General features: G+C 43.6%; 9 protein-coding genes. 6 read left to right on the top strand and 3 right to left on the bottom strand.

The features are described 5' to 3' along the window. The first annotated feature begins 10 nt into the window (after nt 1-10). The 5 genes from AC59IL_RS37315 (at nt 11) to AC59IL_RS37295 (ending at nt 10,470) form a co-directional block, all read left to right on the top strand. Nucleotides 11-4,189: a T9SS type A sorting domain-containing protein gene (locus tag AC59IL_RS37315; RefSeq protein ID WP_496557352.1), complete on the top strand. Its 4,179-nt coding sequence runs from the start codon at nt 11-13 to the stop codon at nt 4,187-4,189. Nucleotides 4,190-4,410: 221 nt separating this feature from the next. Then, on the top strand, nt 4,411-5,457 hold the full coding sequence (locus AC59IL_RS37310; protein ID WP_496557351.1) for an NAD-dependent epimerase/dehydratase family protein: 1,047 nt from the start codon (nt 4,411-4,413) through the stop codon (nt 5,455-5,457). Between the two features lie 84 nt (nt 5,458-5,541). Beyond that, entirely contained in the window at nt 5,542-6,693 is a 1,152-nt protein-coding gene (locus tag AC59IL_RS37305; protein ID WP_496557350.1) for a DegT/DnrJ/EryC1/StrS family aminotransferase, read from the top strand. 154 nt (nt 6,694-6,847) lie between these two features. Next, nucleotides 6,848-8,521: a GNAT family N-acetyltransferase gene (locus AC59IL_RS37300; protein WP_496557349.1), complete on the top strand. Its 1,674-nt coding sequence runs from the start codon at nt 6,848-6,850 to the stop codon at nt 8,519-8,521. 230 nt (nt 8,522-8,751) lie between these two features. Then, on the top strand, nt 8,752-10,470 hold the full coding sequence (locus AC59IL_RS37295; RefSeq protein ID WP_496557348.1) for a GNAT family N-acetyltransferase: 1,719 nt from the start codon (nt 8,752-8,754) through the stop codon (nt 10,468-10,470). A gap of 10 nt (nt 10,471-10,480) precedes the next feature. Here the strand turns inward: AC59IL_RS37295 and AC59IL_RS37290 are convergent, their stop codons facing one another. After that, complete coding sequence (locus AC59IL_RS37290; protein ID WP_496557347.1) at nt 10,481-11,206, bottom strand: polysaccharide lyase family 20 protein; 726 nt, start codon at nt 11,204-11,206, stop codon at nt 10,481-10,483. A gap of 163 nt (nt 11,207-11,369) precedes the next feature. Further along, nucleotides 11,370-12,656, bottom strand: coding sequence for a polysaccharide lyase family 20 protein (locus tag AC59IL_RS37285; RefSeq protein ID WP_496557346.1), 1,287 nt, complete (start codon nt 12,654-12,656; stop codon nt 11,370-11,372). 991 nt (nt 12,657-13,647) lie between these two features. On the opposite strand from AC59IL_RS37285, the gene AC59IL_RS37280 reads away from it, so the two are divergent. Beyond that, nucleotides 13,648-13,773 carry a hypothetical protein gene (locus AC59IL_RS37280; RefSeq protein ID WP_496557345.1) on the top strand — a complete coding sequence of 42 codons (126 nt, stop codon included), beginning with the start codon at nt 13,648-13,650 and terminating at the stop codon, nt 13,771-13,773. Between the two features lie 118 nt (nt 13,774-13,891). On the opposite strand, the gene AC59IL_RS37275 is transcribed toward AC59IL_RS37280, so the two are convergent. Next, nucleotides 13,892-15,538, bottom strand: coding sequence for a RagB/SusD family nutrient uptake outer membrane protein (locus tag AC59IL_RS37275; RefSeq protein ID WP_496557344.1), 1,647 nt, complete (start codon nt 15,536-15,538; stop codon nt 13,892-13,894). Nucleotides 15,539-15,546 lie beyond the last annotated feature (8 nt).

Here is a 15,546-nt window from a genome sequence, read left to right as displayed (position 1 = left end):
ACTATTTGCCATGAAAAAAACGGCCCTATTCTGGTTCTGGTTATGCTTATTGCTGGCCGGAAATGAATTAAGTGCACAAACCTCACTATTTGCCTATGGTTCAGGCTGGACCTATCTCGATAACGGTTCTGATCAGGGTACAGCCTGGCGATCGCCATCTTTCAATGATAATTCCTGGAAAACCGGGAATGGTAAATTCGGTTATGGGGTCAGCGGCATCACAACCCTGATCAGCTATGGTCCCTATCCCGGTACCAATCAAAGATACATTACCTCTTACTTCAGAAAATCTATCTTTCTGTCAAACCTCTCTGACTTCTCCTCTTTTTCAGCCGGAGTATTAAGAGATGATGGTGTGGTGGTGTACGTCAATGGAGTGGAAGTTTACCGTAACAAAATGAAATCCGGCACCATAAACTATCAGACCCTGGCCTCCAACGCCGATGATGATGGTACGGTTACCCAGGCTTTTACTATTAATAAATCAGCTTTTGTGACCGGCAATAATGTAATCGCCGTAGAAATTCATCAGAAATCTGCCACCAATGCAGATATGGCTTTTGATATGCAACTGGCAGGGACTTTAGTCCCAACAGATCAAACCCCGCCATTTGCAGTAAGCATCCTGCGGCAATCGCCCGCTACACAATTGACCAATGCTTCAACCGTAATATTCAGAACCACCTTTTCGGAAAAAGTAAGAGGAGTAGATAAAGCCGATTTCACCCTCACCACGGTTTCAGGAACGGCAAGCGGCATGCTGGCGACCGGGGCTGTAGCTGCGGTTGGTACCGATAGCGTTACTTATGATGTAACAGTCACTAATGTACAGAGTAACGGCACGTTGCGATTAGACCTGAACGGTAGCGGAACCGGCATCACAGATACTGCCGGCAATGCCATCAGCACTGGTTTTACCAATGGTGCAACCTATATTATCGATCAGGCGCCACCATTTGTTGTAAGCATCAACCGGCAATCGCCCGCTACCCAGCTGACCAACGCTTCGTCCGTAACATTCAGAATTACTTTTTCGGAGAAAGTAACGGGAGTTGACAATGCTGATTTTACAGTAACAACGGTTTCCGGAACGGCAAGCGGCGTACTGGCAACGGGGGCAGTTGTTCCGGTTGGCGCTAATGGCACTACTTATGATGTAACGGTAAGTACTGTACAGGGCGACGGAACATTGCGCCTGGACCTGAACGCCGGCGGAACCGGCATCACAGATACCGCCGGCAATGCCATCAGCGGCGGTTTTACCAATGGCGATACCTATATTATCGATCACACGCCACCGTTTGCAGTAAGCATTCTGCGGCAATCCCCGGCTTCACAGCAAACCAACGCTTCAACCTTAACGTTCAGAACTACGTTTTCTGAGAAAGTAACAGGGGTTGATAATGCTGATTTCACGGTGACAACGGTTTCCGGAACAGCCAATGGCGTGCTGGCCACCGGGGCTGTTGTTCCGGTTGACGCAAATGGCACTACTTACGATGTAACGGTAAGCACTGTACAGGGTGACGGTACGTTGCGATTAGACCTGAACAGTAGCGGAACCGGCATCACAGATACCGCCGGCAATGCCATCAGCGGCGGTTTTACCAATGGCGATACCTATATTATTCAGCAGGTGTCACCGCCGGTAGCGACGGCTATCCAACGGCAGCTCCCTGCAACCCAGTTAACCAATGCATCAAACTTAATATTCAGAACCACTTTTTCGAAGAAAGTAACTGGTGTGGATAATACTGATTTTACGGTAACAACGGTTTCCGGAACGGCAAGCGGCGTACTGGCAAATGGAGCTGTAGCTCCTGTTGACACCGATAGCAGTATGTATGATGTAACGGTAAGCGCTGTACAGGGCGACGGAACATTGCGCCTGGACCTGAACAGTAGCGGAACCGGCATCACAGATACCGCCGGCAATGCCATCAGCGGCGGCTTTACCAATGGCGATACCTATATTACCGATTACACGTTGCCGTTTGCAGTAAGCATTCTGCGGCAATCCCCGGCGTCCCAGCAAACCAACGCTTCATCCCTGACATTCAGAACTACTTTTTCAGAGAATGTAACAGGGGTTGATAGTGCTGATTTTACTGTGACCACTGTTTCCGGAAACGTCGATGGCGTACTGGCAACCGGGGCTGTTGTTCCGGTTGGCACTAATGGTACTACTTATGATGTAACGGTAAGCGCTGTAGAGGGCAACGGAACATTGCGATTAGACCTGAACGGTAGCGGAACCGGCATCACAGATACCCCCGGCAATGCTATCAACACCGGCTTTACCAATGGCGACACCTATATTATTCAACAGCAGCAGGCGGCACCGGTAGTAGAGAGCATTAACCGGCAATTGCCGGCCACCCAAAACACAGATACCACTGCGGTAACTTTCCGGGTTACTTTTTCAAAAAAAGTGAGAGGAGTAGATGCAGCAGATTTCATCATCACCACCTCGGGTGGCAATGTCAGGGGCACGCTGACTAAAATAGCGCAGGCGGCGGCATCTGCGTCGCTTACTGATGCAGTAAAAGTTAATGGTACCGACAGCTCCACCTATGATGTTACGGTCAGGGCTATAGCCGGAAGCGGTGTGCTTCGGTTAGACGTTAAAGACAACAATACAGGCATTACCGACGCAGGCGGACATGCACTTAGCGGAGGATTTACCAATGGCCAAACCTATACCATTAATGCTAACCTATCACAGGGCTTTAATTCTTTTCTGGATCTTGACCCGATATCAATATCAAGTCAAACCAGGGAAATACCACAGGCTAAAGTATGGAACTATGCCGGCAAATGGTGGGCGGTACTACCTACTTCGGCAGGCACAAAAATTTTACGTTTGGATAATACCACATGGACGGATGTATTGACCATCGCCACTGCTACCAATTCGAGGGCCGATTGCAGAGTGGTGGGTAACCTGGTGCATATACTGCTGTTCAGGGGAGCTTCGAGTACTTCCTATTTCGCTTCCCTGGAATATGACCCTGCATTAAATACCTATAAACGCTGGACTCAAAGAACATCGAATGTAAACATCGTTTTTGAAGCGGGAACCGTTACTGCTACGCTGGCTAATGATGGTACAGGAAGGATCTGGATAGCATCCAACAGTTCCGGCAATATGCTGGTGCGCTGGAGTGATCCTCCTTACTCAACCTGGAGTTCACCAATAACTCTTGCATCAGGGGCTATAGCCGAAGACATCTGTGCGATCACTGCTTTACCCGGAAAGATTGGGGTATTTTGGGGAAATCAGAACGCTCAGCGGTATGGCTTTAAAACGCATAATGATGGCGCCAATCCCACAGTATGGACGGCCGACGAGGTGCCTGCGTCACAATCGGCCCTGAATGCAGGTCACGGAATGGCTGATAATTACCTGAATGTGCTGGCAGCCAGCGATGGAACCCTGTACTGTGCGGTAAAAACAGGTTATGATAAATCAGGCCTGCCTACCCTCGCTTTATTGGTACGCCGCCCGAATAATACCTGGGATGATCTTTACCCTGTTACATCATCAAAGGAAGGAAACAGGCCGATTGTTGTACTGAATGAAACAGCAGGTAAAATAAAGGTGATGTATTCAACTCACGTCGACAATTTCAATGGCACCCGCAGCGGAGATATACTATACAGGGAATCTTCCACGGCTGCCATTTCGTTCGGTCCTCCGGTAACGTTATTCAGCGGAAACGGAAACTATAGCATTGAATACACCGTCAGCACACATCAACCATACAGTCCGGCCATCGTGATTTTGGCAACGAATGAAAGCGTTAGCCCCCTGAAAGCATTGGGTATATTGGCCACTGATGCGGCGTCGAATCCATTGCTTGCAAGGGCCTCAACATCCACCACTTTGCTGGGCGATCCGTTGCAACATCCGATTATAGAGAACAGCGACAAAGGCAAATGGCTTGTTCGCCCAAATCCGTTTACGACCAACACTACGGTAGATTTTAGCCTTTCCCACCCTGGCCGGTATAGTGTTACACTATATGATAATTTGGGAAGAAAGCTCAAAGTACTCAAACAGGGATGGGCCGAAGCCGGGATACACAATGCTGTTAGTATCGACGGCTCCCATCTGCCCAAAGGGCTCTACCACGTAAATATTCAGGCGGGCGGACAAACACAAATACTGAAAATATTAAAGATGTAAAGGGTAATATGTTTGTTTGTGCCCGCCCGGATGACCCGGTCGGACGGGGTTTGAGGTTTGAAGTTTGTGGTTGCTGCCGCGCTTTGGAGTTTCATTATTAAAATCAAACACATTAACTGTTTAAGAGGATCAAAATTGCACGGCAGGATTTACCGAACGAACCACAAACTACAAACTATAAACTGCTTTGCCTTTGCACGAAACTTATAAATATGTTTTTTATGCAATTAACAACCCCGCAAATTGAAATTATTTCCAACGCCACATTTCTGATCACAGGAGGGGCCGGTTTTATAGGATCGCATATAGCTGAATTTTTATTGAATGCCGGCGCCCGCAAAGTGCGCGTATTGGACAACCTGTCAACAGGCCATTTTCGCAATGTAGCACCATTTGCCAATCATCCCAGGTTTGAATTTATAAATGGCGACATACGCGATGTAGACGTTTGTAAAGCAGCCTGCCAGGGAATGGATTATGTGTTTCACCAGGCCGCTTTAGGATCAGTTCCTGCATCAATAAAAGATCCCCTGATCACCAACAGCGTTAATGCAACCGGCTTTTTAAACATGCTGGTAGTTGCCCATGAAGCCAACGTAAAGCGCTTTGTTTATGCTTCGGGCGCCCCCATTTACACAGAAAACAACCAGCTGCCTAAAGCAGAAAAAAATGTATCGCCTTATACTGTTACCAAATATATTGATGAGCTGTATGCCGATGTGTTTACAAAGCTCTATGGTATGGAAACCATCGGCCTGCGGTGCTTCAATGTGTTTGGTCAGCGGCAGGACCCGCAAAGCGAATTTGCAGCGGTTATTCCACAATTTGTGATGCAGATGGTCAGGCACGAATCGCCGGTGATTAACGGAGAGGGCGAATATTTCTACGATTTCAATTATGTTGAAAATGTAGTACAGGCAAATATTTTAGCTGTTCTTACAACAAACCACGAGGCAATAAACCAGGTATATAATATAGCTGTTGATGAAACAACTTCTTTACATCAGTTAGCAGAGTACCTGAAAGAATTTCTTACTGTATTTGACGAACGCATTGCAGGCATAGAAATTTCCCCGGAGGATCATGCTGTACACATGCCGCCTTCAGTTGCATTTGCCGAAAAAGCAAAGGAGCTACTGGGCTATGAGCCACGTTATTCATTGCGGAATGGCCTGATAAAATCAGCAGGCTGGTATTGGGCGTACCTGCCGCAATTTGATGAAGAGGCAAAAGAAAAACAACATCGAAAATTAGAAATTATAAATTAAAAATGAAAAATAAGAAAGTCGAAATCCCTGACTTTTTCATTTTTCATTCTTCATTTCTCATTCTTCATTTTTCATTTATCATTTATGTGGGCACGTCGTTTTGCTATCTGGCCAACATTACCGCTCAACGTTTATTTCCGAAGTAAATCACCACAGCTTCCTTATCCGCTGAGTGAAGCCGGGTGTCGTGTATTTTCCAAAGCACGACATGCAATTTATAATGCCTGTCGTAAACTGGGGCTGGGAAATAATGATGTAATGCTGGTACCGGCTTTTCATCACGGCAGCGAGATAGAAGCAATACTTCAGGCAGGTGTTCAAATCAGTTATTATGAACTTACCGAAATGCTTGAACCTGATGCTGCAAGTTTGCAATCGCTGCTCACGCCGAACGTACGCGTACTGTACCTTATTCATTATCTCGGATTTCCCCAGGATGCATTACGCTGGCGGCAATGGTGCGACGAACGGGGTCTGTTGCTTTTTGAAGATGCCGCCCAGGCATTTCCTGCTGAAATTAATAACAGGCCTGTTGGATCATTTGGCCATGCAGGCGTTTTTTGTTTGTATAAAACTTACGGCATTCCCGACGGCGGCGCTTTGATTTCGATAGCGCCTGTCGAACCTCCGGCATCTGTGATTCAATCGGGCAGATGGCGTGTTTTTAAGCGTCATGTTAACTGGTTAGCCCAACGTTGGGCTGCTATAGGTTCAATTCATCTTTTTATAAAACCCCTGATGAAGTTGTTGAAGAAGAAGAAAAAAAATCATGACCCGTATAAAGAGTTTGAAATGGGCGACCCATCTTCTCCCCCATCGGCTATGACGATGCGCCTGCTTTCGAGAATAGCAGATAAAACAACTGCTGAACGGCGAAGAGAAAATTACAAATTTCTATTGAGCCATTTCCGGGACCTGGTACCCCGTCCTTTTTTATCGCTGCCCGAAGGGGCCTGCCCTTTTTGTTTTCCTATAGAAGTAAACAATGCACAGGAAGTGCTTACAAAATTGCGTCGCTATGGTGTTGAAGGACTACTTTTCTGGCGTAACCCTCACCCCTCTTTACCTGTTCAGGACTTTCCCCTGAGTATGGCATTACGGGAGCGGGTCATTGGCATACCGGTTCACCAGGAACTGACTCATTCTGATCTGCAGCAAATTGCCAATGCGTTGATTAAAGCTACCTATACATCTGAGTTAATCGAAGCACAGGAATTTGTCGCGCAAAGGCGCTAAGGCGCGAAGCGACTCTTTGCGTTCTTGTTCTGATTAAGATATTTTAATGTCCTGTTTTGTGACGATTTAAGCCTGATAAGCGATCATATTTGCGACTTAGCGCCTTTGCGAGAAACTAATACACCGAACTGAAAACAAACAATTACATAAGTTAATGATAGCTTCAGCCGAAAAAACAAAAACAGTCGCACCGTTTTTTTCACCGGGTCACGGTTCAACAGAACTGCTCACAGGTGAAGCAGTATTAAACCTGCTTGAAAATACCCAATTTATGAACGGGTGGAATCATCTGTACAAAAACTGCTCCCGGGCTACTGTTTTTCAGAGTCCTTCTTTTGTAGCTACATGGTACCGTATTTACGGAGCTACGTTTCTTCCGGTTTTGATCAAAACCGAAAATGCAGGTAAACTTACAGCACTGCTTACACTTACAAAAGACAAAAATGGCCTGATCACCGGGGCCGGAGCAAACCAGGCCGAATACCAGGTATGGCTTACGGCAAATGAAAATGATGAGTCATTTATCAGGCGTGCATTGGCCATAATTCACCGGTTTTTCCCGCGAAATAAGATCCTGCTCAAATATATACCCACCGGCACTCCATTAAACTTCGCAAAAAAAGATCCGGTATGGCATAACCGCTGCTTTATAAAAACACATCCGCAACCGGTAATGATCGTTGACGATTCGCATCTCACGAGCGAACTCAAAAAGAAAAACAGGAAAGAAAAAATCAACCGGCTCAAAAGATTGGGCACATTGAAATTTGATCGCATCATCGACTACAAACAATTCGCTTCGGTATTTGATGAGCTGGCGGCTCAGAGCGATTTCAGAAAAGGAGCCATGTATAATAAAGTAGTTTTTAAAACCGATCCCTTACGAAAAAAATTTTTACTGGCTTTGTTTGAGCAAAACAAAATACATGCAACTGTTTTAAAACTCAACAACGACATAATTGCCTGCAACGTTAGTATCCAGGGAAACAACCAGCTTCACCTGCAGGGCATCAACTCCTTTGCTGCGGCATACGCCAGGTATTCGCCCGGCATTATTCATTTTTTAATGCTTGGAAAATTGATGGCAGAAGAAGGGGTGGATGTTTTTGATCTTACCCCCGGAGCTGATGCCTATAAAGAAACGCTTGCAACTGATCACGCGGTAGCCTATACACTCAGTATTGGCAATAATTTTCACAGCCTTTCCAACCATTTAAAAACCGGGTGTAACGATTATTTCAAAAAAGCAGCAACCATTGCAGGTATAAAACCTGATCACCTAAAAAAACTCAAACGGAATTTCACACTGCGCAGGGAAAAATTAGTGCGTGTTACCGGGCAGGGATTCAACTCATTGTTTGCCTTTTTTATTGACAAATTAAAATGGCGAAAAAAACCAACGAAATGCTGGGTCGTTCATAAAGCTTTTACAGGTTCAGCTTCCGGTTTATTAAATATTCAAAAAGATAATTTAAACAACCTGCTTGATTTTGACCGGCGGGATATCAGGTATAGTCAACAGGAATTTCTGGCAGATGCCATGCAACGGTTCGAAGAAGGCGCGCATTGTTATAGCTGGGCCGAAGATGATTTGTTATTGGGCTGTGCATGGGTAACAAACCTTAAAACAGAAGGGTGGATTATTTCGATGTCGGGGCTTTACTGTCATCCAAAAGTGAGGAAACAATTCTCCGTTTTTTTACAATCAGTAGCGGTAGCAATGGCCCTTGCCATCAACCATAGCAGATTATATATAGTTACCGACTTTGATGATTACAGCGCCTTTGAAAAAGCAGGTTTCACCCTGATTGAATCGGCGACTCCTTAAAGGGCGCAAGCGCCCGGCTGCAGTTGCACTAAGAGCTAAAAGAGCAAAAGAGAAAAAAGAGGGTTCATATTATTTTAAATTGTCGACTGCCTGTATTAACATTTGATTTAAAAAACAAGGTTCTCTTTTTTTTCTCTTTTTACTCCTATACACTCTTAGCTAAAAAGAGGTCCCGCTTTGCAGGACCAAAAAGAGAGAAATCTTAAAGAAAAATAATTTAAAAATACTTTATGAATATCGCAGTTAACCCGGAAAACAATTTATATGCTGACCCCGTTTCGGAATTAAAAAATAAAACAACACCCGATTTCGAAACCAGGCCCAATGACTACTTAATTGAGTTGATAGCCGGTGAACAGGTAATTGAACTTCTTTTCAACGATTCTGCATTTCAGAAAAGCTGGGATACACTTTTTGAATCCTGCCCATGGGCTACCATCTTTCAAAGCCGGCAATTTATTGCTGCCTGGTATCAGGTTCACCGCGACCAACATCTTCCCATAATTATCAGGGCTGTTGAAAAAGGACAGCTTAAAGGAATGCTGCCGATGGTTTTATTAAATGGCAGTAAAGGTGGCAAAATTACAGGAGCAGGACATTATGATGCACAATACCAAACATGGCTGGCGGCGCCTTCATATGGGGATATTTTCATTAAGAACGCATTGGGCGAACTTATGAAACAATTTCCGGGGCATCCCATATCGTTCCGGTTTCTTCCGCCCGGAACTCCTTTGAATTGGATAAAGACTGATACAAAGTGGCGCAGATGCTGTATAATGCAATCTTATACCAGGCCATTTATAAATTTCAGCGATCCTGAACATGAAAAATTATTTCAGAGAAAACATTTCAAATACAAGCTGAACCGCTTGAAAAGATTAGGGCAGATTCGTTTTGAAAGTATCAGCGATCGGGAAACTTTTGAAAGCAGTTTGAATGAAATGGCCGTTATGTTTGATTTCAGGCAAGGCGCCCTGTTTAACAAAAGCCACTTCAGGGATGATCCGGCAAAAAAAGCCTTTCTGCTTGAATTATTTCGCCTGAATGTGCTCCATACAACCGTGTTGAAAGTTGATGAAAAAATAATGGCAGCAGTAATTGCGGTAACAGGAAAAAATGGTTGGGTATATCTGGCAGGAATCAACTGCCATGCGCCGTTTAACTCAAGATACTATTCACCGGGTTTTATGCACTTTATATTATTATTTAAACAGCTGGCCGAAGAAGGCGTTCAATATTTCGATCTCACGCCGGGGTACGATTCTTACAAAGAAGAACTGGCCAACGGGCACGATGAAGTAAATGAGCTGGTGATCAGCAACAAAGTGCCGTTCCGTATAAAAAGGCAAATAAAAAAATGGATACATGGCCGCCTCATTGCTGCAGGTATCAGACCTATGTCGGCAGAGCTTACACTTAAAAAGTACCTCTATCAGGCACGGCACCTGAATATAAAGCGGGTACTAAAACAACTGGCAAAACACCTGCAGAAAAAAAGAAAGCAACAACTTTATTTAATTCAAACATGCACTATACAATTAGGTGAAAAAACAGCACTTCACCAGAACAATCTTAATGATTTACTGCAATATAAACCCGGCAAAGAAACCGGCTTAACAAGATGGCAGTTCCTGGCTGATGCCATGCGCCGTTTTGATAATAAACAACATTGTTTTACATGGAGCGAAGCCGGCCGGTTGTTGTGCTGTGCCTGGCTCAGCATTCCGGATACTTTTGCATCAGAAGTGAATAACACGCCGGTAACCGATAATACGATTGTATTGCAAAGTTTCTATTGTAATGCTAAAGCAAAGAACCGGTTACCTTCTTTTTTAAATAGTATAATAGAAGCTGCAGTTAATAAAGAAAGAAGAAGTATTTATTTTCAGGCAGATGACCCTGTAATTTGTAAGGCCATAGAAAAGTTTGGAAGTCAGAAAGTTTGACTTTACTGACTTATTTCATGTCGGCATAGGCAGCATGCTCATCACCCATTTTCACGTCATCAAAATATAAAACTCTTTTTTGGGTATTCGTAACTGATGAACCGTTCCATACCGATTTATAAATACCCAGTTTCCAGTTTGGTGTATGGAAAACACCGGAACTGATATCATACATATTGGCGCCTGAATGATTAACCAATTGCACACCATCGCGCCATAGCTCAATCAGGCCATCGGCTGTGGAAGCATGTTTTATATGAATCACATAATAGTGCCATACATTTCTTTCAATTGGTCCCAGATCTATCTTTTCCTTTTTGTCGATGTCGGGTTTTATACGCAGACTAATGCGATTAGCCTTTGTTCTGATACATAATGAAGGCGTAGCCTTCCCTCCCTGGTGCCATTGGGTGATCACCTCATCGCTGCTATCGATATCATAATCTTCGTTGGGGAAAAATATGGCAAATGCATACCATCGTTCGGGGTTGGTTGTATTATTCAGATCGGGAAATGATATTTCGGCTCTTGTTCCGTTGTTAATTTCAGGATCACTGTCTCTTAACTCAAAACGCGCGGCCTTCTTTCCCTCATAAACCGGTTTCTCTACTATTTGCAAGCCATAGGGAGTTGCTGTTTGTGTGCTTAAAAATGATGGAAAGGGATTACTCTCTTCAAAATCTACCTGGTATAAAATATGTGTATTCGGAACCATTTCTTTACGACTGTATAGCATTGTTCCTGATAATAACACTAACAATAGTATTGTTTGCTTGTTTGGAATCACTTTGAGGGATTTCAATTATAAAGATACCAAATATTTAAACGGGTTGTATGCAAAAAGGCGGTCCTGCAAATAGCAGGATCGCCTTTTTTATTTCCATTAACATTAAATCGCTCTATTTTGCTACAGTAAAAGTGATGGTTTTTGAAGTACCCGCTGTACCGGTTACATCAGCCAATGTGTAAGGTGTAGCTTTCAGCGTATAGATGCCCACAGCCGGAGGACCCCAGATACCATAAAAGTAATTACCATTTCCATCATCGCCCATCAACGCATAAGGCGCCTTGTTATCAAAAGTAGATTTGCTTTGAGGTCCGCTTAATTCAAACTTTACGCTTCCCACTGTTGAAGGACTGGTATTTGCGCGGATGTTCATTTTAGTAAGACCCAGTGCACTCAGGCTAATGGTTTGTCCATTAGCAATAGTCAGCACATCTTTTTCTGTGGCCGAGTTAACCAAAGTAAAGCTCGCAATACTCTGCCCTGAAGTTGTGGGAGTGGGTGTTGGAGTCGGCGTTGGTGTAGGTGTAGGTGTCGGTGTAGGAGTTGGAGTTACACTACCACTTGGCACAGGCACCATATCATTATAGGTAGCGTTTTCGTTACCCATCTTTATGTCATCGAAATAAAGCACGCGCAGGTTGGTGGTTGTAGTGCTGGTACCATTCCAGTCAGACTTGTAAACACCCATTTTCCAGAATGGCATATGATAAGTACCAGTCGACATATCATAAGCGCAGGGGCCCTGACGATCAACAAGTTTTTGCCCATCACGCCATATCTGAACCAATCCATCAGATCCTGATGAATGGATCACATGCATTACATATGCATGCCAGTGGTCTTTATCAATAGCACCCAGATCGATCCATATAGTTCCCAGGATTCTCAGATAAATGTGGCCTGATTTTGTACGCAAACAAAGAGCCGGAGTAGCGCCACCGCCCTGATGCCACTGGCTGATCACTTCATCCTGAGGATCGTCTTTATACTGAGCAGCCGGAATATACAAAGCATAAGAATACCAGCGGTTTTTGTTTGTAGTTACCGGAAAAGATAACTCAGCTCTTGTACCGTTCGACACCTCAGGATCAGTATCCCTTAATTCAAAACGCATCGATTTGGTACCGTTGTAAAACTGATTTGTTGAAGCTGTGATTGAATAGGAAGCTGCTGCCTGATATGATGGATAGGTACTTAAAGTGCCATCAGCAGTTTCATGATACAAAAGATTACCAATTGCCTGGGTTGAAACTGAAGCGTTCAATTCATTCTGATCAACGTTCGGATCAACACTTTTCTCTTTTCTACAAGCACTTAGTGAAGCTAACACAAGGGCCACGGCCAGCACACGCTGGTTTTTACGAAAGAAATTACCTGTTTTACGCATTGATGTTTTCATTTGAGGTTATTAATTAAAATTTAAATACAGTTTTTAAGTGGTCGGGTCACTATCGTTCATGCATAGGGCTTTCCTGTTCGCACCACAGGTATGTTTTAAAACCTGCGATACGTTAACCACAAAGGCACTTTTAACTTTTTCAGTTTACCTTTTATGAGTGGTGCATACTTCTCCCACGCCACAAACTAATGCAGCTTTTACCAGTGATTTCGCGCGGGCGAAACACTAACTAACAGGCACAATTGTTACTGCGCGTGATATAGTATGGTCTCCGTCTTTTCCGGTTAGCCGGAAAAGCATCTTACATAGGATAAACGGCCGAATGAGGAAAATAGCTAACGCTGTAGGTAAGGTTCTTCCATAAGGTTACGACTGCTTCGTTTACGCTGACATTAATTCGTCTTCCCTTCTTTTGTCCATGCATTCCATTCTGATACTCTTTTTGATTATGGTGCAAAAAACAACCATCTCACATCTGCAGCCTCCATTGCATACTTTTAAAAAAGCTGCAATATTGGTTGAGATTGAAAAATGTCTTTCCGGTGAAAAATGAAGATCAATTTTTCACGTCGTAATTAGGTCCAAAATTCTTCTGTTGGTGAATGATAAATCCTTAAACGTCTGCCGATGTAGCGGGATTTGACTATTTGCGGACTGTGTAGATGGATATTTCCTGATAGCGCGAAAGAGTGTTTCAGCGCTCGTTTTACTGTGAAGGCACGGATTTCTTTTTTTGGGGCTCCTTGTCGGGCCTTTAACCAGGCTCCGGTTGCAATTAGCGCATTCCGGAGGAATTTCAATAGAGTGGTGCTCATCATAGGGATATTTCGTTTTTCAAAAAGAGTATGTCACGGTTTCTTAACAAACATGGTGCCTGAAATATTCATATCAATAATTTTTTAAAAATTTAGATTTAAGTCAAGCACTCGTTTACAATGATAGGTGGAAACGCTTTACGTTTTGTAATTGCTTTTTTTGATAAACTTTTATCATGAAAATTATTTTAACCACTATAAAAGTCAATTCTACACTCGTATTTATACATTTAATAAATACGCCTGTTTTTCTCATCTTCTTCTATTATTCTGTTAACCAGTTCTCTTATACCATTCACTAAGAATAAATACTTAGATAATTTTACTAACAATTCCTCATTGGCGAATAGTTTTATTCAGGTAAAATTTAAAACCCATCGAAATGGGTTTTAAATTTTAGATTACTGTCTTGTGATTGATTTAATACCCGGGATTCGGGTGCAAATTTCCATTCTTATCCATCTCCGTTTTCGGAATAGGATATAAGGCTCTGTAATCACCATTTGGAGAATGAGATAACCATGATTTTTTGGTAAACACGTTAAATCTGATCATATCTGTTCTTCTGCGGGCTTCCTGATTAAACTCCCAACCCAATTCGTCGAGGAACCTGCCATATTTAATATCAGCGCCACCTTCGGAAGTTGACATCAAATGATTTCGAAGGCCATAATCATAACTGCTTCCTCCTGATAATTGCGCGCCTGTTACAACAGCCTTCGCCGGATTTAATTTAAAAGCGCGTGTGCGCACCTGCGTTACTATGGTTGCAGCCGCATCAGCGCTTCCCAATCTTAACAAACTCTCCGCTTTCATCATTAAAATATCAGCATACCTGAACAGAGGCCAGTCGTTGCTCAGGCGATTGGTAGCTGACATAGCTATTTCAAATTTTCCCAGCCTGAAACCATCCACTTCATCCGATACATCAACCCCCGGTAAATAATTGCGATAGGCCAGCGGCTTTCCTACATAAGCGCCCATAGTTCCAAAAATACTATCGCCTGTTGCCGTGAATTGTTGTCCCCTGATATAATTATCCAGCAAGCGACTGTCTTCCGGATCAAAGGTGTTTATAAACTGGGGCACTGCGCATACACCACCCCAGGGAGAAAATTGCAGATTGTATGTTTTTTGATTCTCCGGCTCCAGGGTTTGCATATGGATATCAAAGGAATTCCAATCATTTACATATTTTGAATCGAAAGGCAATGCAAAAATGATCTCTTTCGAATTTTCGTTATTTGTTACAAACACACTTTTTTGGCTGGCTTCCAGAGCAATCTTACCAGTACTTGTTGCAAAGTTGATGATGGTATCACAAACAGCTTTGCACTTGTCCCATTGTGACGTACCCGTGTAAACTTCTGCATTCAAATACATCTTCGCCAACAGCGCCAACCCGGCCCATTTATTGAACTTGCCATATGTGCTTGTGCTTACATCAGCGGTCACTTTTGGAATGTTGGCAACAAGATCATTTACAATAAAGTCATATACTTCCTTCCTTGTATTTTGATTAGGTAAATAACCTGCGGGCACATCGAACCTGTCAACAATAGGAACATTACCATAGATGTCGCATAATACCCAATAGTAAGAGGCCCGCAACAATTTCATTTCTGAAACCAATGCAGCGGTATCCTTTGCAGCAACAGGTATTGCTCCTGATTGAACCTGGTAAATGATACGGTTGCAATTGGTGATTCCCTGGTAAGCCCTTGTCCAGATATTGATCACAATATCGTCGTCCGATGTCCATTTATGTTCATGGATACGCCGGTAAACACCACCATCTACCCACCCATTCGGGCGTGCAGGGGTAAGCATTTCATCACCTGAAACTTCCTGTGCCCGGTAAACCGTATTCCATTGCAACAGAAGGCCACGCCAGTCAACGTAGGCAGCACCTGCTAATGCCGGCAAATCGGAGGCCGAAGGCACAAATTCACTTGAAATGATCTGGTTAGAAGAGGTATTTTTCAATTTTGTGCAGGCAGAAAACAACATCGAACCAACGATCAGCATTAATATGCCAGCCACTATATAATGATTTGTCTTTTTCATTGCTGAAT

The sequence above is a fragment of the Niastella sp. sgz303648 genome (assembly GCF_059587045.1).
The sequence above is the reverse complement of the archived record's forward strand: the minus strand, read 5'-3'. Positions and strand labels throughout refer to the sequence as shown.